At 42.7% G+C, this 23,903-nt stretch carries 24 protein-coding genes; 14 read left to right on the top strand and 10 right to left on the bottom strand.

From position 1 onward, the window contains the following. Window positions 1-13 precede the first annotated feature (13 nt). From nuoI to nuoN, 6 genes are read left to right on the top strand one after another with little or no spacing between them, the layout of a single operon-like run. Window positions 14-556: an NADH-quinone oxidoreductase subunit NuoI gene (nuoI, locus tag Xbud_RS09005; protein ID WP_047682329.1), complete on the top strand. Its 543-nt coding sequence runs from the start codon at window positions 14-16 to the stop codon at window positions 554-556. A 12-nt stretch (window positions 557-568) separates the two neighbouring features. After that, on the top strand, window positions 569-1,099 hold the full coding sequence (gene nuoJ, locus Xbud_RS09000) for an NADH-quinone oxidoreductase subunit J (protein WP_099135743.1): 531 nt from the start codon (window positions 569-571) through the stop codon (window positions 1,097-1,099). Next, window positions 1,096-1,398 (top strand): NADH-quinone oxidoreductase subunit NuoK, encoded by a 303-nt coding sequence (gene nuoK / locus Xbud_RS08995; protein WP_099135742.1) that lies wholly within the window; start codon window positions 1,096-1,098, stop codon window positions 1,396-1,398. Before nuoJ ends, nuoK begins: the two co-directional genes overlap by 4 nt. Beyond that, window positions 1,395-3,260 carry an NADH-quinone oxidoreductase subunit L gene (nuoL, locus tag Xbud_RS08990; RefSeq protein WP_099135741.1) on the top strand — a complete coding sequence of 622 codons (1,866 nt, stop codon included), beginning with the start codon at window positions 1,395-1,397 and terminating at the stop codon, window positions 3,258-3,260. The genes nuoK and nuoL overlap by 4 nt, the downstream gene beginning before the upstream one ends. Before the next feature lie 19 nt (window positions 3,261-3,279). Next, a complete protein-coding gene (gene nuoM, locus Xbud_RS08985; protein WP_099135740.1) occupies window positions 3,280-4,800 on the top strand; it encodes an NADH-quinone oxidoreductase subunit M in 1,521 nt (506 codons plus the stop codon). Window positions 4,801-4,806: 6 nt separating this feature from the next. Then, window positions 4,807-6,264, top strand: coding sequence for an NADH-quinone oxidoreductase subunit NuoN (nuoN, locus tag Xbud_RS08980; protein ID WP_099135739.1), 1,458 nt, complete (start codon window positions 4,807-4,809; stop codon window positions 6,262-6,264). A gap of 253 nt (window positions 6,265-6,517) precedes the next feature. On the opposite strand, the gene Xbud_RS19810 is transcribed toward nuoN, so the two are convergent. Together Xbud_RS19810 and Xbud_RS08970 are read right to left on the bottom strand one after the other, a co-directional pair. Next, window positions 6,518-6,688 (bottom strand): hypothetical protein, encoded by a 171-nt coding sequence (locus tag Xbud_RS19810; protein ID WP_169923050.1) that lies wholly within the window; start codon window positions 6,686-6,688, stop codon window positions 6,518-6,520. Window positions 6,689-6,767: 79 nt separating this feature from the next. Further along, on the bottom strand, window positions 6,768-7,538 hold the full coding sequence (locus Xbud_RS08970; protein ID WP_099135738.1) for an SDR family oxidoreductase: 771 nt from the start codon (window positions 7,536-7,538) through the stop codon (window positions 6,768-6,770). A gap of 358 nt (window positions 7,539-7,896) precedes the next feature. Between Xbud_RS08970 and Xbud_RS08965 the strand changes: the two genes are divergently transcribed. The 8 genes from Xbud_RS08965 to Xbud_RS08935 all read left to right on the top strand — a co-directional run bounded on the left by Xbud_RS08965 (window position 7,897) and on the right by Xbud_RS08935 (window position 13,255). Beyond that, window positions 7,897-9,891, top strand: coding sequence for a BCCT family transporter (locus Xbud_RS08965; RefSeq protein WP_099135737.1), 1,995 nt, complete (start codon window positions 7,897-7,899; stop codon window positions 9,889-9,891). 256 nt (window positions 9,892-10,147) lie between these two features. Further along, on the top strand, window positions 10,148-10,591 hold the full coding sequence (locus Xbud_RS08960; RefSeq protein WP_099135736.1) for a PTS sugar transporter subunit IIA: 444 nt from the start codon (window positions 10,148-10,150) through the stop codon (window positions 10,589-10,591). Between the two features lie 29 nt (window positions 10,592-10,620). After that, a complete protein-coding gene (locus tag Xbud_RS08955) occupies window positions 10,621-10,908 on the top strand; it encodes a PTS sugar transporter subunit IIB (protein ID WP_099135735.1) in 288 nt (95 codons plus the stop codon). A gap of 12 nt (window positions 10,909-10,920) precedes the next feature. After that, complete coding sequence (locus Xbud_RS08950; RefSeq protein ID WP_099135734.1) at window positions 10,921-12,177, top strand: PTS ascorbate transporter subunit IIC; 1,257 nt, start codon at window positions 10,921-10,923, stop codon at window positions 12,175-12,177. Between the two features lie 68 nt (window positions 12,178-12,245). After that, the gene (locus Xbud_RS08945; protein ID WP_339353683.1) at window positions 12,246-12,380 is read left to right on the top strand and encodes a CPCC family cysteine-rich protein; all 135 of its coding nucleotides are present in this window, start codon (window positions 12,246-12,248) and stop codon (window positions 12,378-12,380) included. Window positions 12,381-12,431: 51 nt separating this feature from the next. Next, the gene (locus Xbud_RS19805; RefSeq protein WP_169923049.1) at window positions 12,432-12,569 is read left to right on the top strand and encodes a hypothetical protein; all 138 of its coding nucleotides are present in this window, start codon (window positions 12,432-12,434) and stop codon (window positions 12,567-12,569) included. Next, a complete protein-coding gene (locus Xbud_RS08940) occupies window positions 12,544-12,885 on the top strand; it encodes a hypothetical protein (RefSeq protein ID WP_099135733.1) in 342 nt (113 codons plus the stop codon). Before Xbud_RS19805 ends, Xbud_RS08940 begins: the two co-directional genes overlap by 26 nt. Window positions 12,886-12,961: 76 nt before the next feature. Further along, entirely contained in the window at window positions 12,962-13,255 is a 294-nt protein-coding gene (locus Xbud_RS08935) for a helix-turn-helix domain-containing protein (protein ID WP_244589892.1), read from the top strand. Window positions 13,256-13,277: 22 nt separating this feature from the next. Here the strand turns inward: Xbud_RS08935 and Xbud_RS08930 are convergent, their stop codons facing one another. From Xbud_RS08930 to pgaA, 8 genes are all read right to left on the bottom strand, one after another. Then, window positions 13,278-14,285: an EAL domain-containing protein gene (locus Xbud_RS08930; RefSeq protein WP_244589891.1), complete on the bottom strand. Its 1,008-nt coding sequence runs from the start codon at window positions 14,283-14,285 to the stop codon at window positions 13,278-13,280. A 339-nt stretch (window positions 14,286-14,624) separates the two neighbouring features. Then, entirely contained in the window at window positions 14,625-15,110 is a 486-nt protein-coding gene (yfiB, locus tag Xbud_RS08925) for an outer membrane lipoprotein YfiB (protein WP_099135731.1), read from the bottom strand. Continuing rightward, window positions 15,107-16,369, bottom strand: a complete 1,263-nt coding sequence (gene dgcN / locus Xbud_RS08920; RefSeq protein WP_099135730.1) for a diguanylate cyclase DgcN/YfiN — start codon at window positions 16,367-16,369, stop codon at window positions 15,107-15,109. The genes yfiB and dgcN overlap by 4 nt, the downstream gene beginning before the upstream one ends. A gap of 4 nt (window positions 16,370-16,373) precedes the next feature. Further along, complete coding sequence (gene yfiR / locus Xbud_RS08915; protein WP_099135729.1) at window positions 16,374-16,955, bottom strand: regulatory sequestration protein YfiR; 582 nt, start codon at window positions 16,953-16,955, stop codon at window positions 16,374-16,376. 186 nt (window positions 16,956-17,141) lie between these two features. After that, window positions 17,142-17,573 carry a poly-beta-1,6-N-acetyl-D-glucosamine biosynthesis protein PgaD gene (gene pgaD / locus Xbud_RS08910; RefSeq protein ID WP_099135728.1) on the bottom strand — a complete coding sequence of 144 codons (432 nt, stop codon included), beginning with the start codon at window positions 17,571-17,573 and terminating at the stop codon, window positions 17,142-17,144. After that, entirely contained in the window at window positions 17,573-18,898 is a 1,326-nt protein-coding gene (gene pgaC / locus Xbud_RS08905; protein WP_099135727.1) for a poly-beta-1,6-N-acetyl-D-glucosamine synthase, read from the bottom strand. Before pgaC ends, pgaD begins: the two co-directional genes overlap by 1 nt. Further along, complete coding sequence (pgaB, locus tag Xbud_RS08900) at window positions 18,891-20,927, bottom strand: poly-beta-1,6-N-acetyl-D-glucosamine N-deacetylase PgaB (protein WP_099135726.1); 2,037 nt, start codon at window positions 20,925-20,927, stop codon at window positions 18,891-18,893. The genes pgaC and pgaB overlap by 8 nt, the downstream gene beginning before the upstream one ends. A gap of 10 nt (window positions 20,928-20,937) precedes the next feature. Then, a complete protein-coding gene (pgaA, locus tag Xbud_RS08895; RefSeq protein WP_211283510.1) occupies window positions 20,938-23,439 on the bottom strand; it encodes a poly-beta-1,6 N-acetyl-D-glucosamine export porin PgaA in 2,502 nt (833 codons plus the stop codon). Window positions 23,440-23,903 lie beyond the last annotated feature (464 nt).

Below are 23,903 nucleotides of genomic sequence, written 5' to 3'. Positions count from 1 at the left end.
GGGTGATTGAACCATGACATTAAAAGAGTTATTGGTTGGTTTTGCCACCCAGGTACGCAGTATTTGGATGATAGGGCTTCATGCCTTCCATAAACGCGAAACAAAAATGTATCCCGAAGAACCGGTTTATGTGCCACCCCGTTACCGTGGGCGCATCGTTCTGACGCGTGATCCTGACGGTGAAGAGCGTTGTGTCGCCTGTAACCTGTGTGCGGCAGTGTGTCCGGTGGGATGTATCTCCCTGCAAAAAGCCGAACATAAAGATGGCCGCTGGTATCCTGAGTTTTTCCGCGTCAATTTCTCGCGTTGTATCTTCTGCGGATTGTGTGAAGAAGCCTGCCCGACTACCGCTATCCAATTGACGCCGGATTTTGAGTTGGGTGAATTTAAACGTCAGGATCTGGTGTATGAGAAAGAAGACCTGATGATTTCCGGGCCGGGTAAATACCCTGATTATAACTTTTACCGTAAGACAGGTATGGCGATTGATGGCAAAGATAAAGGTGAAGCCGACAATGAAGCCAAACCTATCGACGTTAAAAGTCTGTTGCCATAAGGAGCGATATTCATGGAATTCACATTTTATATCGCAGGGTTGGTTGCCATCCTCGCAACACTCAGGGTAATAACGCATACCAATCCAGTACATGCGTTGCTGTACCTGGTTATCTCCCTGCTGGCACTTTCAGTCGTGTTCTTTTCACTGGGTGCTTACTTTGCCGGTGCATTGGAAATCATCGTTTATGCCGGGGCGATCATGGTGTTGTTCGTCTTTGTCGTGATGATGCTGAACCTTGGTAAATCTGTTATTGAACAAGAAAGGGGATGGTTGAAACCGAGAGTCTGGATTGGCCCGTCTATTCTTTCAACCATATTACTGATTGTCTTGATCTTTGCCATCCAGAGTCTGCCGGAGGCTGAAATTAGTGGTGAAGTAGTCAGTGCCAAAGAAGTGGGCATCAGCTTATTCGGGCCTTATGTACTGGCAGTAGAACTGGCATCCCTGCTATTACTGGCCGGACTTGTAGTGGCTTACCACGTTGGTCGTGAAAGCCGCCAGGGTGAAATGCTCAGCAATCGTGTGGAGGACCAACAATGATACCTTTGGAACATGGTCTGATTCTGGCGGCTATTCTATTTGTATTGGGCTTCACTTGCCTGATTATCCGCCGCAATCTGTTATTTATGCTGATAGGTCTGGAAATCATGATCAATGCTTCAGCGCTGGCGTTTGTCGTTGCTGGTAGCTATTGGCTCCAGCCTGATGGTCAGGTGATGTACATTCTGGCCATTACTTTGGCAGCAGCCGAGGCGAGTATCGGTCTGGCACTGTTACTACAGTTGTACCGTCGTCGCCAGAACCTGAATATTGATATAGTCAGTGAGATGCGCGGATGAACTTACTCTATTTAACAATTCTATTGCCACTGTTGGGATTTTTGCTGTTGGCATTCTCCCGTGGCCGCTGGTCTGAAAATCTATCAGCAACCATTGGAATAGGTTCTGTCGGGCTGGCAGCACTGGTCACACTTTGGGTCGGGATGGACTTTCTTTCCCAAAACAGCATGGTTCAAAATGAAACAGGTGGGTTTGTTTACAGCCAGACATTGTGGAACTGGATGAGCGTAGATAGTTTCAGCATTCCAGTCAATCTGGTATTGGATGGGCTGTCATTAACCATGTTGAGTGTAGTAACCGGTGTCGGTTTCCTGATCCACATTTATGCTTCATGGTATATGCGTGGTGAAGAAGGTTACTCTCGTTTCTTCGCCTATACCAACCTGTTTATCGCCAGCATGGTGGTCTTGGTTCTGGCGGATAACATGCTGCTAATGTACCTCGGTTGGGAAGGGGTGGGGCTGTGTAGTTACCTGTTGATCGGTTTTTACTATAAAACACCTGCCAATGGCGCTGCGGCGATGAAAGCTTTTATCGTGACACGAGTGGGTGACGTCTTCCTCGCTATTGGAATGTTTATCCTCTACGACCAGCTCGGTACGTTGAGTTTCCGCGAACTGGCAGTACTGGCACCACAACATATCGCAGCTGGCTCTACTGCAATCACATGGGCAACCTTGATGATTTTGGGCGGTGCTGTAGGTAAATCGGCTCAGTTACCATTGCAAACATGGTTGGCAGATGCGATGGCAGGCCCAACACCGGTTTCTGCTTTGATCCATGCGGCTACCATGGTTACCGCAGGTGTCTATCTGATTGCGCGCAGCCATGTTCTGTTCTTAATGGCACCTGATATTTTGCATCTGGTTGGCATTATTGGTGCGGTTACCTTGCTGTTGGCTGGCTTTGCAGCACTGGTTCAGACTGATATCAAACGTGTACTTGCCTATTCCACTATGAGTCAGATTGGTTATATGTTTTTGGCATTGGGCGTACAGGCATGGGATGCGGCTATCTTCCATTTGATGACCCATGCGTTCTTCAAGGCACTGTTGTTCCTTGCCTCTGGTTCGGTGATTCTGGCTTGTCACCATGAGCAGAACATCTTCAAAATGGGGGGATTGAGTAAACGTATTCCATTTGTGTATCTCTGCTTCCTGGTGGGGGGCTCGGCGTTATCTGCTCTGCCTTTGCTGACAGCAGGTTTCTACAGTAAAGATGAAATTCTGTGGGGTGCACTGGCAAATGGTCACATGAATCTGATGCTTGCTGGGCTGATTGGTGCACTAATGACCTCACTGTATACCTTCCGCATGATCTTTATCGTGTTCCATGGGAAAGAAAATACCAAGGCACATGCAGTTAAAGGAATTACTCATACCTTGCCACTGTCAGTGCTGTTAGTGCTGTCTACTTTTGTGGGTGCGCAGATTGTGCCTCCTTTAGCGGGTGTTCTGCCGTCGGAAAACAGTATCGCAGGACATGATGGCAAAATGACACTAGAAATTGTTTCCGGTGTGGTTGCCGTGCTTGGCATTTTGCTGGCCGCAGCCTTGTATCTTGGCAAACGTAGTTTGGTTAATGCGACAGCAAACAGTGCTCTGGGGCGTTTTTTCTCCACATGGTGGTTCCATGCCTGGGGATTTGATGCTCTGTATGACTGGGTATTTGTAAAACCATTCAAAGGTATTACACAACTGCTGCGGAATGATCCTTTGAATTCATTGATGAATATCCCTGCCGTATTGTCACGTTGGGGCAATAAAGGGCTTGGTTTAAGTGAGAACGGACAAATCCGTTGGTACGTTACCTCTATGGGGTTGGGTGCAGTGCTGGTTTTAGCTCTGCTGCTTTTGATTTAATTAAGGGACACATTGCGCCATGCTATTACCTTGGCTAATTCTTCTGCCCTTCATTGGAGGCCTGCTATGTTGGCAGGCAGAGCGCTTCGGCACCCGTATGCCGCGTTGGATAGCGCTTCTGGCGATGGGATTGACTCTGCTGCTTTCTCTGTACCTCTGGTTGCAGGGAGGCTATACGCTGACTAACCCACAAGGCATTCCACAGTGGCAATCAGAGTTCCTGTTGCCGTGGATACCACGTTTTGGCATTTCCATTCATTTGGCTCTGGATGGCCTGTCATTGTTGATGGTGGTCTTAACTGCATTGTTGGGTTTAATGGCAATCCTCTGTTCGTGGAATGAAAATCAACCGTATCAGGGTTTCTTCCATCTTAACCTATTGTGGATCCTCGGCGGTGTGATGGGAGTATTCCTTGCCATTGACCTGTTCCTGTTCTTCTTCTTCTGGGAAGTGATGCTGGTGCCGATGTACTTCCTGATCGCACTATGGGGGCACAGAGGTTCACAAGGCAAAACCCGTATTACGGCCGCGACGAAATTCTTCATTTATACTCAGGCCAGTGGTCTGGTGATGTTGATTTCGATTTTGGCATTGGCTTTCATCTACCACGATGCAACCGGAGAATGGTCATTCAACTATGAAAAATTGCTGGATACCCCGATGTCGCATACCGTCCAATATCTGTTGATGTTGGGATTCTTCATCGCATTTGCCGTGAAAATGCCGGTTGTGCCTTTGCACGGGTGGTTACCGGATGCTCATAGTCAGGCTCCGACTGCGGGTTCTGTTGACCTCGCGGGGATCTTGCTGAAAACGGCGGCATATGGTCTGCTGCGTTTCAGTCTGCCATTGTTTCCACAAGCCTCTGCGGAATTTGCACCGATTGCGATGTGGCTGGGTGTTTTCGGCATATTCTACGGAGCATGGATGGCTTTCAGCCAGACCGATATTAAACGTCTGATTGCCTATACCAGTGTTTCACACATGGGTTTTGTCCTGATTGCTATTTATACTGGCAGCCAATTAGCTTATCAGGGGGCAGTGATCCAGATGATTGCACATGGTTTGTCCGCTGCGGGGCTATTCATCCTGTGTGGGCAGATATATGAGCGTCTGCATACCCGTGATATGCGTCAGATGGGTGGTCTGTGGGGAAGAATTCAATTGTTGCCAGCGATATCTCTGTTCTTCGCTGTGGCGACATTGGGTATGCCGGGAACCGGTAACTTTGTTGGTGAATTCATGATCCTGTTCGGCAGCTTCAGTAAATTCACTTTAGTTACTACCGTATCCGTGTTTGGTTTAGTTTTTGCTTCCGTGTACGCCTTATACCTGATGCAGAAGGCTTATTACGGAACGCCGAAATCAGATGAACCATTACCACGGATGGATGCGCGCGAGATTTCTATTTTGCTGCTGCTGGTTGTCTTGCTAGTTATTCTTGGTGTTTACCCGCAACCAATCCTTGATACCTCGGCTGCGGCGATGAGCAACATCCAGAATTGGTATTCAGCTTCACTTTTAACTACAGGGCCGTAATTCGCCATGACAATAACTTCTGAACAATTGATCGCACTGTTGCCGCTATTGATCGTCGGATTGACGGTGGTGGTTGTGATGCTGTCCATTGCATGGCGACGCGATCATTTCACCAATGTTACCTTGACGGTAATTGGTTTAAACCTAGCCCTGCTTTCTCTCTATTTTGTTGGATTGCAGGAGCCGATGGATGTCACGCCACTGATCCATGTGGATCGTTTTGCAATGTTCTATACTGCACTGGTGCTGATTGCGAGCCTCGCAACGACGACATTCGCCTACTCATGGTTGGAAAATTATCCCGATAACAAAGAAGAGTTTTATCTGCTGGTGTTGATTGCGGCTGTCGGAGGAGTTTTGCTTTCTTCTGCTAACCACATGGCATCGCTGTTTATCGGTATTGAGCTGATTACTCTGCCACTGTTTGGCTTGATCGGTTACGCATTCCGCCAAAACCGTTCACTGGAAGCGAGTATCAAATATATGCTGCTGTCTGCGGCGGCATCCTCGTTCCTGTTATTCGGTATTGCACTGCTGTATGCTGAATCAGGTGATCTGTCCTTTGCATCACTGGGCAGAAGCCTGAGTGACAGTAAACTTCATGAACCACTGGTTCTGGCTGGATTGGGGATGATGATTGTGGGGCTGGGTTTCAAGCTTTCCCTCGTTCCTTTCCAGCTTTGGACACCTGATGTTTATCAGGGCGCGCCGGCACCAGTATCGACCTTTCTGGCAACGGCAAGTAAAGTCGCTATCTTTGCCGTGGTAATGCGTCTGTTTATTGAAGCACCAGTGACCGACAGCGAGACTCTGCGCACTGTGTTAACTGTGATTGCAATCGCCTCTATCCTGTTTGGTAACTTGTTGGCATTGACGCAGAGCAATATCAAACGACTGCTCGGTTATTCATCTATTGCACATCTGGGTTATTTGCTGGTGGTATTAATCGCCATTAAAGACCATACCCTGGCAGAAGAGACCGCGGGTCTTTATCTGGCGGGCTATCTGCTTGCCAGTATTGGTGCATTTGGTGTAGTCAGCCTGATGTCCAGCCCGTACAGAGGCCCTGATGCTGAATCACTATTCTCCTATCGTGGCTTGTTCTGGCATAAACCAATTCTGTCGGCTGTTATGACGATCATGATGTTGTCACTGGCGGGAATACCGTTGACATTCGGTTTCATCGGTAAATTCTATGTTATTGCAACAGGTGTTGAGGCCAGATTGTGGTGGCTGACCGGAGCAGTGGTAGTGGGAAGTGCGATTGGCCTTTATTACTACCTGCGTGTGATGGTGAGTTTATACCTGCCAGCACCGAAAACACTGAACCGCGATACGCCAAGAAACTGGGCGTTAACCTCCGGCGGTATTGTTGTGCTGCTCACCGCGTTACTGGTATTGCTCCTCGGTGTTTGGCCACAGCCATTGATTGATATTGTCCAACAGGCGAAAAGTGTTATGTAAGGATAATATAAACCAACATTATAAAAGCCCCGATCGTGATTGACGGGGCTTTTTGAGTTTATTGGCTTGCAATTAACTTGTTCAAAATTATGGACTATAGCCAGTGATAGTATCCTCCAGAAGATCATTCCGGTAATTAGATAAAATCCTCAAAAAGCCCCTTCAAGTTTGTTCACATCAGGTTCGCCACTATTGGGAAGGGTTGATCTCTGGATTTCAATAACTTCCTCTGTCGAAAGAAATCGAATATCCATTATTTATCTTCCAGTGCTTTAATGATATCTGCATGTTTTGCTTGGGTATGCGACAAAGCCTTTTTAAAAGCCTCAGAGTTGGAATTTATATAGTGAATCGCATCACAAGCCTTCCTTTCCAGTTGTTGAACCTCTGGTGAATTTGCAATTGCATTGATTTGATTGGTCATTCGTTGTATTCCCTCCATTATTTCTGGTGATGGTTGCAATGATTTTGCTAATTATAGAGCCATAGGCTATTCAGAGTGACTATAGCTGTTTCATATCCTCAAAAGTTGGGCCCTGAAAATAAATTGCACTAATATGGCAACTGCGAGGTTGAGTCAGAACAAATCGTATGGATTCCCAGACTGAGCGCCCGTTCAGTACTTGTTTACCCATTGTTTTGTGATCATCTAGATCTTCATCAAAACCATTAACTTCAAAATCAGGGGGATAGATTCCGGTTACGCGAATATTGTCTTTGCTCAATTGATGGGAAATAGTCTGGCAAAAGCCACTCATCGCATGTTTGGCAGCAAAAAATACCGGATGAGCGACAGAGCGGATAAAGTTTGGAATGCCGCAGACTGACACCATCGCAATAATATCGGCTCCTTGAGACTTACGCAGGCTTGGTAATAACATTTTGGTCAATAGCATGGAACCCGTCGCACCGGAATTCATCGTGCTGATAATATCTTCATCACTGTCATCATCACTCAGATTGCCTTCCAGCCATTGGGCTGCACTCAGTATTAGAATATCGATAGGTTTACTGTCTTGTAGTAATTGATTGGCAAAGTTGCGAACTGATTGTGCGTCACTGATATCACATTGATAACTCCTTGCAATCCCACCTTCACCCTGAATAATTTCTCGAGTCGCTTCAGCACTTTCCAATTGACGAGCACAGAGGCCAACATGCGCACCTTCCCGTGCTAACCAGACAGAAATAGCCTGCCCAAAATCACGGCCTCCGCCTGTTACCACAACTCGTTTACCTGTTAATCCATCTAACTTATTTAATTTATTTAACATAGTGTTAACTTCCTTGCGTCAGTTATTAACCTGAGTGAGAGATGATTGTACTATTGGTCATATGCTATTAATAAATTACACGGGAAAATGAGGTTAATGTTTTTTATTGTTAATTTATTAACAATTGATGTTTCTTATTTGTTAATAATACTGATTGTATACCTCTCTATGAGTACAGTTGCTCTGATTTTTATGTTAAGGTGATCATGAACGTAGACTGAGTAAGTTATGAACACAAAATATCTGCGGGATGGGTAACCCTTAATTGGGGTTATATTTATTTTATTGAAAATTCGGCAAAATATTATTTTGGAATGATATAGGAGAGAGTGTCGGACACTAATTTTGAAGGATGAGTATGAGTCAAGATAATACTGGACAGGTAAAGACGAAAACTTACATTAATCCACCAGTCTTTTTCTTCTCGGCATTTTTGATCATTGCACTGGTCGCATTTGCTGGTTTGAAACCGGAGCTTGCCGATAGATGGTTTAAATCTTTGCAGCAAGATTTGTTTGTTAATGCTAGTTGGTTTTATATCCTCGCCGTTGCGTTGATTTTACTTTCAGTTACCTATCTGGGTTTATCCAGATACGGCAATATAAAGCTTGGCCCTGACCATGCTGAACCTGATTTCAGTTATTTTTCCTGGTTTGCTATGCTTTTTTCTGCGGGGATGGGTATTGGATTGATGTTCTTTGGTGTAGCTGAGCCTGTCATGCACTATCTGTCACCACCGGTGGGCACACCTGAAAGCATTGCTGCGGCTAAACAGGCTATGAAGTTAACTTTCTTTCATTGGGGGCTTCACGCCTGGGCAATTTATGCCATTGTGGCTTTGATTCTGGCATTTTTTAGCTATCGGCATGGTTTGCCTTTAACACTGCGCTCTGCGCTGTACCCGATTATTGGTGATAAAATTCATGGGCCGATTGGTCACGCAGTCGATATCTTTGCGGTTATTGGTACAGTATTTGGCGTAGCCACATCTTTGGGCTACGGCGTTCTTCAAGTGAATGCTGGTCTTAACCATCTATTCGATTTGCCTATCAATGGGACGGTGCAGGTTGTATTGATCATTGCAATCACCGCTCTGGCAACCATTTCGGTTATTTCTGGTTTAGATAAAGGTATCCGCGTTCTATCTGAATTGAATTTAGGGCTGGCATTTTTATTGTTGATTCTGGTTGTTGCTTTGGGGCCAACGGTGTTGCTATTGAAGTCATTCGTGGAAAATACAGGTGGCTATCTTTCGGAAATAGTCAGCAAAACATTTAACCTGTATGCCTATGAACCTAAATCTAGTAATTGGTTAGGGGGATGGACATTACTGTATTGGGGATGGTGGTTATCCTGGTCTCCATTCGTTGGTATGTTTATTGCCAGAGTTTCCCGGGGCCGGACAATCAGGGAATTTGTAACTGGTGTTTTGTTCGTACCCAGTGGTTTTACTCTGATGTGGATGACGGCATTTGGTAATAGTGCGATTAACATGATTGCCAATCAGGGAGATAAAGAATTAGCCAACATCGTACAGACAGATGTTTCTCTGGCACTGTTTAATTTTCTGGAACATTTTCCACTGCCTGCCGTTTTGTCGTTCATTGCAATGATCATGGTCGTGATGTTCTTTGTCACTTCTGCTGATTCTGGTGCCATGGTGGTTGATACACTGGCTTCTGGTGGCGCTCATCATACACCTATCTGGCAGCGGATCTTCTGGGCAGGTTTGATGGGAGCGGTTGCCATTGCTTTATTGATTGCAGGAGGCTTATCTGCTTTGCAAACAGTAACGATCGCCAGTGCGCTTCCTTTCTCGATAATTTTGTTGATATCGATATATGGTTTGCTTAAGGCATTACGGATTGACGCTTATAAGAAAGACAGTCAGCAGATGACCACAATAGCGCCTCCGGCCAGCCGTAACCCGATCCCGTGGCAGCGGAGATTAAGAAATATCGTTTATTACCCTAAAAGTTCGCAGGTAAAACGCTTTATGAGCGAGGTTATCCAGCAGGCAATGAGTATGGTGGCTGGAGAATTGGCAAAGCAGAATAAAGTTGTTGTCATCAATGATGAGATGGACGACCGAATTCATCTGGAAGTGGATTTTGGCGAAAATCTTAACTTTGTCTATGAAGTTCGTCTGCGAGGTTATATTCAACCAGCATTTGCTATTGTAGGTCTGGAAGATGATGAAAGAAGTGAGGAACAAAAATATTATCGTGCTGAAGTTTATCTTAAAGAGGGTGGACAGGATTACGATCTGATGGGATGGACTCAGGAACAGATTATCCACGATATTTTGGATCAATATGAAAAGCACATTCACTTTTTGCATTTGGTTCGTTAACCAATATGGCCTGTTAACAGAAACTGCCAATCCCTGGATTTAACAATCCAGGGATTTTTTTATGCGCATAATTTTATATAAATGTGTATCTCTTCATCTCAGTCTGTAATGTGACTTACCCCGTATTATTGTGCTTTTTCTCTTTTTCCATCGGTATGTTTGATTTGCAGTGACTATGCTTTTACTCAGTGACGAACTTTTGAAAGCATTTTATAGATGTATTGTTGGTGGAAACACGTTAAATCAGGAGAATTCAATGTTAAAAACCCTACTGAATCGTAATGTTATTCAATGGATTCCTGGAGTTAAAGATTGGAAAGAGGCCATTGAAGTCGCCTGTCAGCCGCTTATTAATAATGGTGCGATCCAACCGAGTTATGTCGAGGCTATTTATCATTCCCATGAAACATTCGGCCCTTACTACGTGATTGGTTCAGGTCTCGCGATCCCTCATGCGAGACCGGAGCAAGGAGCTAATCGTCTTGCCCTGAGCCTGACATTTATAAAACAGGGGGTCATGTTTGGCTCTGTGGAAAATGATCCGGTCAAGTTACTGTTCGTATTTGCTACAACAAGCAGTGATAGCCATATAGAAGTGATCGCTGAACTTGCAGGATTATTTGATGATCAGCCAAAAATCAATCAATTAATGCAGGCTAAAAACCAAGACGAGATTTTTTCTATTGTTCAAGGATATTAACTAATATTTTTATTTAACAGGAAAATAAGATGAAAATTACAGTTGTTTGTGGTCATGGTTTAGGGACCAGCCTGATAATGGAGATAAGTATTAAAAATATTTTGCAGGAATTAGGCGTTGAAGCCAGTGTTGAACATACAGATTTAGGTTCAGCAAAAGGAATTAAGAGCGATATTTTCATTGCTACAAAAGATATTGCAGAACAACTGATTAAACAGCAGATAGCTGGAAAAATCATTGTATTGGAAAATATGTTGGATAAATCTGCAATGAAAGTGCGTTTATCTGCGGTATTGCAAGAACTCGGCAGATTATAATTGGAGAAAAATATGGATTTCTTCCGCTTTTTGATGAACGACGTACTGGCAGAGCCTGCGATTTTAGTCGGGCTAATTTCATTAATTGGTTTGGTAATGCAGAAACAGCCGGTGACGGAGTGCATCAAAGGAACAGTAAAAACTATACTCGGATTCGTTATCTTAGGTGCAGGAGCGGGCCTGATAGTTACTTCATTAGGTGGATTTGCCACTATCTTTCAAGATACTTTTGGTATTCAGGGGGTTGTACCAAATAATGAAGCTATCGTATCGATAGCGCAGAAAAGCTTTGGCAAAGAGATGGCGATGATTATGTTCTTTGCTATGGTGATTAACATTCTAATTGCCCGTTTTACACCATGGAAATTCATATTCTTGACCGGACATCACACTTTATTTATGTCGATGATGGTGGCGGTTATTCTTTCTGTAGCAGGAATAAATGGCACGATGCTGGTTGTGATCGGTTCAATTGTTGTTGGTATTTCAATGGTATTTTTTCCAGCGATTGCTCATCCTTATATGAAAAAAGTGACAGGCTCTGATGATGTGGCACTTGGTCATTTCTCGACACTCTCTTACGTCTTGGCGGGGTTTGTTGGCAGTAAATTGGGTAATAAAGCACATTCTACGGAAGAGATGAACGTGCCCAAAAGTTTATTATTTCTGCGCGATACTTCTGTCGCCATCGCTTTAACTATGGCGATTATTTTTATTATCACCTGCTTATTTGCTGATCAGGAATTAGTCCGACAAGTCAGCGGTGGAAAAAACAGGGTTATGTATTCACTGATGCAATCAATCACATTTGCAGCAGGTGTTTATATCATTTTGCAAGGCGTTAGAATGGTGATTGCTGAGATCGTGCCTGCATTTAAGGGCATTTCTGACAAATTAGTACCGAATGCCAAGCCTGCACTGGATTGTCCGGTGGTCTTTCCCTATGCACCAAATGCCGTCCTGATTGGCTTCCTGAGTAGCTTTATTGCCGGTGTTGTTGGTATGTTTATTCTCTACTTGCTGAACATGACTGTGATTATTCCCGGTGTTGTCCCTCATTTTTTTGTTGGTGCAACCGCGGGTGTTTTCGGCAATGCAATGGGAGGAAGACGCGGGGCTATCCTTGGAGCGTTTGCTCAAGGGTTATTGATTACATTCCTGCCCGTATTCCTGTTGCCTGTTCTGGGAAGTATTGGTATTGCCAATACCACATTCAGTGATGCAGATTTTAGCGTAATAGGAATTTTATTGGGGATGATTGTTCGTTAATTTTTTAACTTTGAATCAAAATACCCTTGTCCATGTTGCTAAAATAGAGTTTTAGACTCACTTGGTGAATATTTATTTGCGATATTTGTAATTGGGAAGATGATCCTGTTCAATCCGCAAATCCTGATCTTACCGGAGGTGCTAATTCTATGGGTTTAAATAAAGCCAAAAATGCCTTTAAACGAGGTGGAAGGGTAGAATAATTTTATGTATTGTTAATTGATATTAAACAATATGGAATAAAGGTTGGACGAATGGAAAACTATAAAAAATATACTATGGATAAGGCCGATCGAATGTTACAACCTGCTATTGGTGGCGAGTTAATATTATTAAGTTATATAGGGCTTTCACAAGAAGATAGATTTGAGTTCTTGGAAAAAAATAGATGATTGGGAAAATCGGGGTGATGCTGAAATATTAGAACATACTCACTTCAAAAAATATCTTGCAAATGATGTATTTATAATAACTGATCACTCTTATATAAAAGACGAAGTTTATTTCATGGATATCAGTCATATTGAACCATTTGTTAATAGTTATTTAAATAAAAATTCAGAATGTTTTTTTAATGGTGATACTTTCTTTATCTCGCCTTCAACGAAATCTTTAATTGAATTTCAACATGATGGGTATATATTTTCACATAGATTACCAATTGTGATAAATGAGCATGGAAAAAGGGTAATAGCAAGAAAGGTGTGATAAAAAATCCGGTTTGGATTAATGTGTGACTATTATGACAATTTAGTACTATATTTTCCATATAGTTGCTATTATAGTGACAAAAGAGGTTATCCTGCTTTCATTCTACACAGCTTTTTATGGGCAGTATGAATTAAAAGATTTTATCAAGCAGCAGCGTAAACAACAAAAAATCACCGTTGAAATGTTATCCAAACGTTCTGGTGTGCCATATAGCACAATCAGGAAATTTGAGCGTACAGGTAACATTTCCCTGCAACAGTTTTTAATGTTAATGGAAGTGATTGGTGAGCTATCTTCACTCCATGAGTTAACTAAAGAGCGTGTGCAAGAACTAATGACAATTGCCGAGGTGCTTAAAAATACTTAAGACTTAAGAATAGTTGTATTATTTACTTCAACCATTTATTAACAAATTCTTCCAGCGACACAGGACAATCAAAGTAATACCCCTGCAAATAATTTACGGAATAGCTTCTTAGTTGATTCACCTGTTTTTGGTTTTCAATGCCTTCTGCCACAATTTCTAAATTTAGTCGCAATGCTAAGTCAATGATATTTTCAACAATATGCTTAGAAATCATATCTGTATTCATTTTACTGACAAAGTTATGACCTATTTTCACCATATTAACATTAAATTTTTGTAAATATGTGTGGTTTGAATAACCTGTGCCGAAATCATCTAAAGCGATTAATACACCTAATTCATTTAATTTATTAAATAGTTTAATTGAGTACTCATCTGGCTCCAGTAATTCTCTTTCTGTAATTTCTAATATCAACCGGACAGAATCCTCAGGGAATGCCCGCAGAAAATCACGACAATCACCTAATAAACTGGCTTCTTTATAATGTCTTGCGCTGATATTGAAGCTAAAATGAAAGTTCTTAGGTAGCTGATGGGTAAGCGGAGTGAAGAAATCCCGTACTTGCGTGATTAAGTTACGTGTTAAAGGAACAATCAGATCTGATTTCTCAATTTGCGCGATAAAATCTTTTGGCGTCAATAACCCTTGTATTGGATGTTGCCAGCGTACAAGGATCTCACACCCGATGATGGTGTTACTTTTGCTACAAATAATAGGCTGTATATAAGGGATAAATTGTTTATTTTTAATGGATTTTTTAAATTGATATGTTGGAACAATAACAGTTTTAGTGTATTGATATAAAAAGATGGCGGATAAGAGCATGAGTATTGCCAATGAAGGCAAAACTCCTACCAGTTCCATATCAGGTTTGATATTATTCTGATAATTGGAAAATACTTTCCATAATATATTACCAACACTTAAGGTGATGACGACGAATAATACCACAAATACCCGATATAACATTCGGTATGATTTAAAATCCAGCCCCATCATTTCTCCTTTTTGATAAAGCCCATTACCCAACAGTAGACCTACCGTCTAATTTTGTAAAATTCTGTGAGCTTGTTGTTTATGAAAAATGGTTTTCTGTTTGAAAAAACAACGTCGGTTATCTTACAGGAAGATATTGAATACAGGAAATATATATAGCTGTATGGCGGGGATCGGCTAATAAATTACGTAATCGATGGTGGTAATTAGAATAAATCGATTATTATTGCCATCCTTGGCGAAATAATTAAATTATTTTATTGATTAATGCCAATCTTTTATCAGATTATTCCTTACTTTATTTATATTCGTTGTTTTTCAAGTCGTCGCTTTGTTGGCTGCATCTTGAAATCCATAAGGTATATGAGTTATTTACTGTGCAGTAATCACAATCGCTACACGACGGTTTTCTGCCCGGCCTTTTGAGCTGCGGTTATCTGCAATAGGTTGGCTTGGCCCCAAACCACGGGTTTTCAGGTTGGATCTTTGCATTCCTCCACGTGTCAAAGCATCCGCAACAGTGTTAGCCCGTTTTAGTGAGAGCTGGTTGTTATAGTTTAATTCACCATAATTGTCTGTATGACCATCCAGGCGTGCGTGATGAATGCTGACTTTGGATAAAGTCGCAGCCAATTCTTTCAGCTTTGCTTCACCTTCAGGACGTAAATGATATTGATTATTACCGAACAGCACTTTTTCTGACATGCCAAACAGCCATCCTTCATCGGTCTGATGAAATCCCTGCTGTTTAAGGATTGTGATCTGTTCTGCCGTTAGGTTCCCTTTATTCTGGCAGGCACTCAGGAGAAGAGGGGTAATAAATGCAATCACAAATATAAAAACACGGTTTTTTATCATGATGAATTCCTGGATAAGTAGTTTATTTTTGTGGTATCAACGGAGTACCAGCCACCACCTCGTTGTTTGATGTGATACATGGCAGCATCAGCTTCAGAGAGTAGTTGTTCTGCTGTTAAATCACCATTTGACAGAGCGATACCAATACTGAGTGTGATACGCAGGTGTTGACCGCTGGGGAGCTGAATTGGGGTGTCCATGGCGTGGATAATGTTTTTTGCGATTCTTTCTGCATCTTCCAAATTGGCTGAAGGTAATAAAATAGCGAACTCATCGCCACCAAGACGAGCGACAGTATCAGTTTTTCGTACTTTCATTTTTAAGGTATCAGCTATTGTGATCAGGACGTGATCGCCTGCTGCATGTCCATAGACGTCATTGACATATTTCAGCCGGTTGCCATCAATAAATAAGATCACTGCGCTTTCACGCATGAATTTATCATTCATCACAGCCGATAATACGCGTTCAAAAGTGGATCTATTGGGTAATCCTGTAAGGGAGTCATGTTGAGCCTGCCATGCCAATGCTGCTTTTTCAGTTTGTAAATGGTGTTGCCACTCTTCCAATTCTTCAAGCAGATGATTAAAAACCTGACTTAATTCATGTAGCTCTGCAATTTTGGAGGAAGGAACACGCTGTGAAAAAGCACGTCGTTGCCGGACATCATGGGCAACACTAGCAATGTTTTGTAATGTCCTGACAATACCATCGTGCATACGCAGGGAAAGATAGAGTGAAAGTATGGCGCTAATCAGTAAACAAACGAATAGTACCAATAAGGCTTGATAGATGAATTTGATGATGTGTTCACTATTGCCGATTAACCAAACCGAACCCACCTGTTGTTGATGGTGATATATGGGAAAAGTGACCGGTTCAGGGAAAATCCAATATTCGACTAGTTTCTTGAAATTACCGGTTCGGGTTGTTTGATTGGCTTGCCAGCTAGCCAGAATTTGATTTTTGGCATTGAAAATTTTCGCTTCTGTAAAATTATTATGAACCGCAATCATTTCCAATATTTCGTTCGCGGCTGTCTTATCATTAAATACAACCGCAGCCTGAACGGTATGGGCTATTGTTGATGAGGTCTGCTTTAAGTTATTTTCGGCATATTTCTGCATGGCAATTAGCGCCAGTAATGAAAGAAATAGGCCGACAACGGATAATGTGACAAAAGTAATAATCAAATGAATACGATGAACAGCTTGACGTAAGGTTGGGCGTGATGGCATTAGTGAATAACGCTTTTTCATACAGTTATTCCGCCTTGCGAGCCAATTGCAGGACATTTGGATTTACGCGTACACCACTGCGTGTCAAAATATCGAGATTAAGGTTAAAAGTTGTTTGTGTACTGTCAATATTAAGACAAAATGCACTACCGATTTCACAATGTTGATTCTGTTCAGCAATTGTGAGAAGTGGTTTGCCATTTTTTTGACTAATCACTTGATGTTGAAGTATGGGGTCAATTTGACCATAGTAAACAATATCACATTTCTCTAATAATTTTTCTGCGTTAAAGTTCAGAATTTCTACTTGTAATTTTGTATCGTCAGTGAGCATATTGATGTTGGCTAAGACATCAATGTAATTAGATGGTGCTACCAGACACAAATGTAGCGTTGAACGTGTGGCTGGCCAGTGTGTATAACTGATAATACCAGAAACGACACGTACAACGTTTTCATTGAGTTTTATTTTTTCTTTAGCATCAGGCATGGCTGTTACTATTGAATTACATATCACAATGGTTAAGCTGAAAATCGTTAGTACCCGTAGAAATACTTTGGAAACGTAACGTCTAACAATACAATGAGTCCATTCAATCAAGCACATAACAAGTTCCAGTATTTGCCTTTCATTTAATCCAGATAACAAAATTATTGATGGAATATATCCTCAATTAGAACCTATCTCATAATGATGTTTTTGCAAGTGTTATTAATTACCAGACACAAGTAGCATTGGCTGAGATAGGTTGTAAAATATTTAAGCGATAGGAGGATTTAATTTCCTTGCTAATTATTTGCTAGATAATTGATTTAATTTTTCAGTTATTCCTATTATATGTCCATGGTCGTTATAAGTGATACTGGAAACTTTGCCTTGATTTAGTCTGTTTATTAATTTCTGTTCTATAGAAAAACTCTTTGCCACTTCTTCATTATTTAATGCAGGTCGATGGCGGCGGCGTTCTATACGAAAGCGGACTTGATTGTATCTCGCCCACCCGATCAACAGGAGTGCATTAAATATAGCGATGATAATATAAAGCACAATTGAACTTACTTCTGAGGTAAATACAAATGTAACAGGTTTGGGGCCATGATGGGACGAATTAAATAGCCCCACAATGAATAAATAGGCAAATCCAACCCAGGCTATAATGGTGAGTATAATATCAATAAGACGAGGTAATAATCTCTGTTCTGTAAATATCAACGGATCTTTCATTATTCTATTCTCTCTATTCCACGATCAGGGCTTTCCCAACGGGCACGTTTCTGGCGTACTTTAAGCATGACTTTGGGGAAAGATACGAGTGTAGTGAACAGGTTCAGCATCCAGTACACTACTGGATACCAAATCACCCAGAAAAGTGATGATGCAACGTGTTTCTCATAACGTCGCTCAATGACCAGACTGATAATAAATTGGATCAGGCAGGTTACGGCTAATACCAACCCTGTATACCCAGGCGGGAAAAGGGTATAGACGCGGATATTTTCGGGTAATGTGATAAACATGCCGAGGAAAAACAAAGTAATTGAGAGGGCAAAGGTAAATGACCAGATTACGGAACAGCAGAATTCCATAAATAATACCCACATGCGACGATATTCCCATGACCAGAGTTTACGCAGATTTTTGAGGAAGACTTCAGCTCCACCCTGTGCCCAGCGTAGCCTCTGTTTCCATAGCCCCCGGAGAGTTTCGGGCATCAGGATCCAACAGATGGCGCGAGGCTCGAAGAAGATAGACCAGTGGTGTAATTGTAGCTTCCAGCTGACGTCAATATCTTCGGTAATCATATCATTGCTCCAATAGCCGACATCAGCGAGGGCACGACGGTTGAAGGCGGCAACAACTCCAGAAACGGTAAATACCTGACCATAAACCCGTTGGGTCCGCTTGATTAGGCCAATGATAGAAGAAAACTCACCCACTTGAATTCGTCCAATCAAGGTGGAGCGGGTACGGACACGGGGGTTGCCTGTGACTGCACCAACACGAGGGTGATCGATCATGGGTTTTACCATCCAAACTGCTGCGTCGCGATCTAGCAGAGCATCGCCGTCAATACAGACCAGATAATCACTGTTGGCAGCGGCAGCTCCTGCCTGAAGCGCTGTAGCTTTCCCCTGATTTTGTTCTAAGTGTATTACTTTCAAGGCACTATGCTGTTTGGCCATCTCATCAAGTTCATAGGCCGTGCTGTCAGTTGAACCATCATTGATTGCAATCACTTCAATGTGAGGATAACGCTGGGTTAATGCTGCTTGTAATGTTTCGCGCACATTTGGCCCTTCGTTATAGCAAGGGATCAAAATAGATATCAGAGGTTTACCTTCCAGGTGGGGAGGGACATCGTTTTTTCTCCAGTGTCTTTCACGGTAGAACCAGAAATAAATTCCTCCTGAGATCCAGATAGCAGACATGAATAATGGCCAGAAAAACACAAAGTGCAGCATAACCTCACCTGTAAAGGTGATGGCGATACCGATCGGAATGCTCAATACAATGCAGAGCACAATAAAAGCAAGAATACGATCAATCATTAAGTGGATACCATTCTGAAGAAAGAACAGGACGGATTTTGTTCATTTCCGGTTGATTATTAAGAAAGTCATCAGGGTAGTAACCAAAATTTTGTGCGCCATTCAGTTGTAATTGACGCATCCATTCAGCCATTTGTTCGCCTGATATTGCTCTTTTATTCAATGGTTTTCGCCAGTCAACAGCCTGAAGTTCAAAAACCGTTTTATCCAGCGCTTCCGGGCGTTGAGCGACAGCTTTCACTAAACGGGATAGCCACTGATTACTTTCTGATAGCGGTATTTTTTCCATTAATGGCATTGCCATTGGGGCAACCCAATCATAATGGGCCAGAAAATCATCCAGATTTTGAGCAAACCACTCTTCACTATCCGCCTCCAGAATAGGCAGGGCGAAAATATTACGTGCCGTTTTTACCTGATAACCACGGACTGATTTAACGGTTTGAGTCAATTCTTGGGTGAACTCAGTCAGATATTGGCTCTTGAAACGGCTCCAGCGGGCAAACTGTTTCGGATCCTGACGAATTTCGGCAACAGATGCCGGAAAACCAGCCTGTTGATAAACTTTAATTGCATCCGGGCTGGCATCTTCAAAGTCTGACATAACAGCATCATCGTGATACAGCACACCCTGGAATATGGAATGGGCAGCTAAATCCTGATAAATCTCTTTAATCCTCCGGCGGTTTTCCGGGTTATAAGGGGATAAACGACGATATTGTGTTTTACTCACGGATAACTCGCCGTTATTTTCGTTATAGTTCGTTACGCGAGGTAGTGAAGGTTCTAATTCAAATGCCAGAACTGGCATCCACGCATAAACATCAATATTCAACCGGCTGTGTAGTTGCCAGGAAACCCGGTTAAATAAATCTGCCCGCATCGGTAACCAGCGGCTAGGGAAATAAAGCTCATGGATATTGCCATCGCCTTTAGGATCGGCAAATGCTTGCAGAAAAACAGCATTAACACGGAGATCAGCAATACGTTGTACTAGCTGATCGAGATTACGCGCCTGCTGAATAGGGTTAGGATCATACAAATAATCCAGATCAATATGGGCAATACGTAGGATGCGTTTATTCTGAACCTGAATAACCTGCTCAGCGAACTCTTTTAACGTTGGGTTATTAGTGAGCAATATTCGCGGGATGTTATTTAAGTTTTCTGCCTTGGCCAGCCCATTGCCGAGTGTCAGTGCCATTTTGTAGCCATGACGTTTGGCAATATCCAGAGTAACACCGCTATCAATGCCGTAAGGCCAGACCCAGACGCGTGGTTTTTTGCCTGTGGCAGAAACGATTCGCTGGGTGATTGTAGCGATATCCTGTTCCATGCGTTGGCGGAATTTCTGGTCACTTTCATATTTACCTGTTTTGGGATCATAGATCCGGATAGCGGCGGCAGGCTCGGTATTTCCTTGTGGATTACCGATAGCACCATAGTGGTGTTGATAGGTATGAGAAGCAATCTCCACCAAACCAGAACGGGACATCTCTGCAATTTGTTCCCAGGTCGTAAAGCGCTCCCGTGATACCTTCAAGCCACCAAAATTCACCGGTTTTCCTGCGGGAACGTCAATCCAAACGCCGACTGGTGCCAGAATTGCAGGCCAGTTATAGGCTTTCAGCAAGGGAAAAACACGGTGATAGAAGCTGCTGTAACCGTCATCAAAAGTGAGTAGCACAGCTTTTGAGGGTAATGGAGTTCCTCCCTGATTGGCAGCGAGGATCTGATCAACGGTAATAGGTTGATAGCCATTTGCGCGCAACCAGGCAAATTGTTCGTTCAGAGCACTGGTACGAACTGACATAAATCGTTGATCGGCTCCGTCATCTTCAACATCATGGTAAGCCAGTACGACGAAACCATTACGGGGCCAGGGGCGCTCATTCATGGACAAAGGGCGCTCTGTTGGTGGGACGAACTCTGGTTTTTCAGCGTAGGCCATTATGCTAAGTTGCGGAATAAACAGGCTAACCAGCAAGGCTGAAATCATTAACCAATAGCGAATTACGTTGAAAGTCATAAAAAATCCTTTAGAACCTATAGATCAAATCAAAAGCAGCTTGTAGGTTTTTTTCACGTTTACCGTCATAAGGGCGTTTATCCAGCGTGATCCTCACGCCTGCATCCACAACATCATTCCACTTAATACGTTGTCCATAACTCACAGTCGTTATCAGACCTCTTCCATACCCGTTCTGCCAGTACTCACCGATACCAGCCGCGAACTGCTGACTCCAAACGGTTTGGTAATGCCGATACATGATGTGGTCGGCTTCCAATGCCGGCAGGAAGGTAAAATCATTTTTTGGATTGAAGTAGGGGGTATTTTGTTTGCTGTTATGTGTCGTACTGATTTCCAGTGTGGCATCAAGTTTCAGGTAAGGTGCCGTGTAGATACGTTGCATACCGTCAATAGCATATGCAAAGCGATTATTGCCATCAGAAAAAAATGAAGGAGCAAAACGAGCTGTCCACTGACTGCGCTCACTGTGTCTCCAGCGGGTATAAAGTTGCCCGCCATTGGCGTAGATATTATTGGTTAATGCTCGCAGAGGAGTATTACGAGCCAGTCGCTCTGCTGAACCTCCCAGACGCCATTGGTCATTAAGATCATACCATCCGGCAAAACGCAGACCGACCTTATTGCCATGACGATAATTACGGCCAGAAACTTCTCCTTCCAGCCAAATATCCCGTACCCGCCATTCGATACCACCGCGTAAATCGCGGTTTAAGCCACGGCCTTCACTGAATTGGCTACGATTATAAGCACCGCCAGCAAACAGGCGCCAGTTATCATTAATAGGAGGGCTATAAATGGCAAGATCAAAGTTTGAACTGCTTTTACCACTCGTGGGATTGTCCGAATCAATACCCTGATTAACTCTGATACGCAGTTCTGACATATGATGAATATTGCGCAGACGATTAAAACGTTTGGCCAGCATATTTTCAGGGACACGGGTGATGACATCATCAGACAGCAGATCGACTTGTCGCCATTCTTGTAATGCTAAAGCGGTATAGCCTTGCTGAATTTCCAGTGACAAATTACGGTGATCAAGACCCTCGACTTGTTTCAGTTCACTTTCTGCCTGACGTGGCCAGCCACGATCCAGCCAGACGGCTGCCAGATCAATACGTAATTTCTGATTACCGGGAGCGGTACGAGCCAAATGTGTAAAACGTCTTTCTGCTTCGGGAAGATCTTCATGCAATTGAGCTGATTCAGCCAAAAATTGTTGCCCTTGCAACCAGTCATCGTTAGGCACACGGATTGGAGAACCATAAACATTGGTCATATAAGCATTACGTTGCTTGATATTCATCGCCAGTTGTTGAGCTTCATTAAGGTGTTCACTCTCCACATCGGCATAAAAAAGGACACTATCATCTTCTTGTGTGATATGGCGCATTGGTGTTTTTTTATCTGGATATTTTCCATTTGGATAATTCAGTGGACGCAGGATATCCCTTGTTTTATCGGGCTGTCGAAGGTTCAGATAGGCAGAGGCAGCCCATTTATGCGCGTAATCCGGTATAACGACGTTTTTTTCTGTCAGGGAAAGTTGTTGCAGGCGCAAATACTCTTCAATGAGTTCCTGAGTACGGAAACGGGCAAGTAGTGCGCCGAGGCGATCAATACGGGCACGTCGGTAGTCTTGCTGGGCACCCGGTTGTTCCCGCCATTGATTGAGCATATGTTCATAACGGGCAAGTGCTCTGTCAGCGATATTAAATCGTTCTTTTTCGCTACGGTTGGGGATCATTGCAAGGCGGACTAACTCTGCCGCAGCGTCAGCTTCCAGTTTGCGTTGTTGGCCGGGAGATAACTGTAATTGTGTGGTGTGTTTTTGTTCCAGCAGCCAGGCCGGACCATTCACCCGATTGTTTTTCAGACTGAACAGATAATCGTGGGTTGTAGCTTTATCTTTGGGGAAGCGTTCGTGGGCGATAGTGAGCATCTGCATGGCATCCCATGAGCGTCCGGTGGCTTGATCCACATAGGCCATTAAACGGTAATTAGCGGCACTGGGTTGATGAGATAGTAAGTTTTTTGCCAAGCGACGGGCTTCACTGTCTCGTTTGGCATCTGCCAATGTCATAATCAAGCCCGCTTTTATATCGTGATTGTGTTTTTCAAGAATCGAAGCCAGGTGCCATAATTGAATGGCTTGACTCCACTGGCGCTGATTGCGATAAGCGCGTGCGACAGCGGCGATCCCTCTGGCAGGTAATTCCATATCATGATAGCGTTGCCAAAGATTAATCACTTCATTGTCACGGCCTGCCCAGCTAGCAACCTGTAACCAATCAGCAACCTGAGAAGGAGAGAGTTTCCGCCGTTTTTCTTCTTGACGAATATATTCAAGTATGGGGATGGTATTACCATTTCTGGCTTGTTGAATTAATACATCATAATCCGCTGCCGCGGTCTCTGTTGTTATTAGGCAACCTAGTGATATAAATAATGAAAACAGTCTATACCGATATCTAAGAAAGCCTATCGGCCTAAAATAAAGATATAACACGGCGTCCCCTTTTTATACTGCTTATTTATTTAAAAAACAGCAGAATCAGACGAAATAAAATTGGATTTTGATTAAGAAAAGCATTTTGTTTCTTCATTTTAGAAGAGGCAAAATAATACGTATTGTGTGACTTTATATCAATGGGTATTTTATGAAAAACATGAGACGTAACTTCAGGTAATATTATTTCTTGATATTATTATGGGATTAATAAGTAATACCTTGTTGTTATTTTTCTACATAAAATAAAGCCATTGTATTTAACTCTTTGTTTTTAATTATTCTTTGGGAATTTTCTTATAGTATTTTTAATTTAATGTTTATGAATGAAATTAACCACAATAAAAAATGTTAATTATAAGTATGAATATTTTTCATTGCTGATGTTTTTGGTAATTATTAGCGGTGAGTAATTTGTTTTTTTCAATCTTACTTTTGAGTTTTACGAGTGATTTTATTATCAT

The sequence above is a fragment of the Xenorhabdus budapestensis genome, assembly GCF_002632465.1.
Lineage (GTDB): Bacteria > Pseudomonadota > Gammaproteobacteria > Enterobacterales > Enterobacteriaceae > Xenorhabdus > Xenorhabdus budapestensis.
Note: the sequence above shows the minus strand (reverse complement) of the source record. Positions and strands in the feature narration are given on the sequence as shown.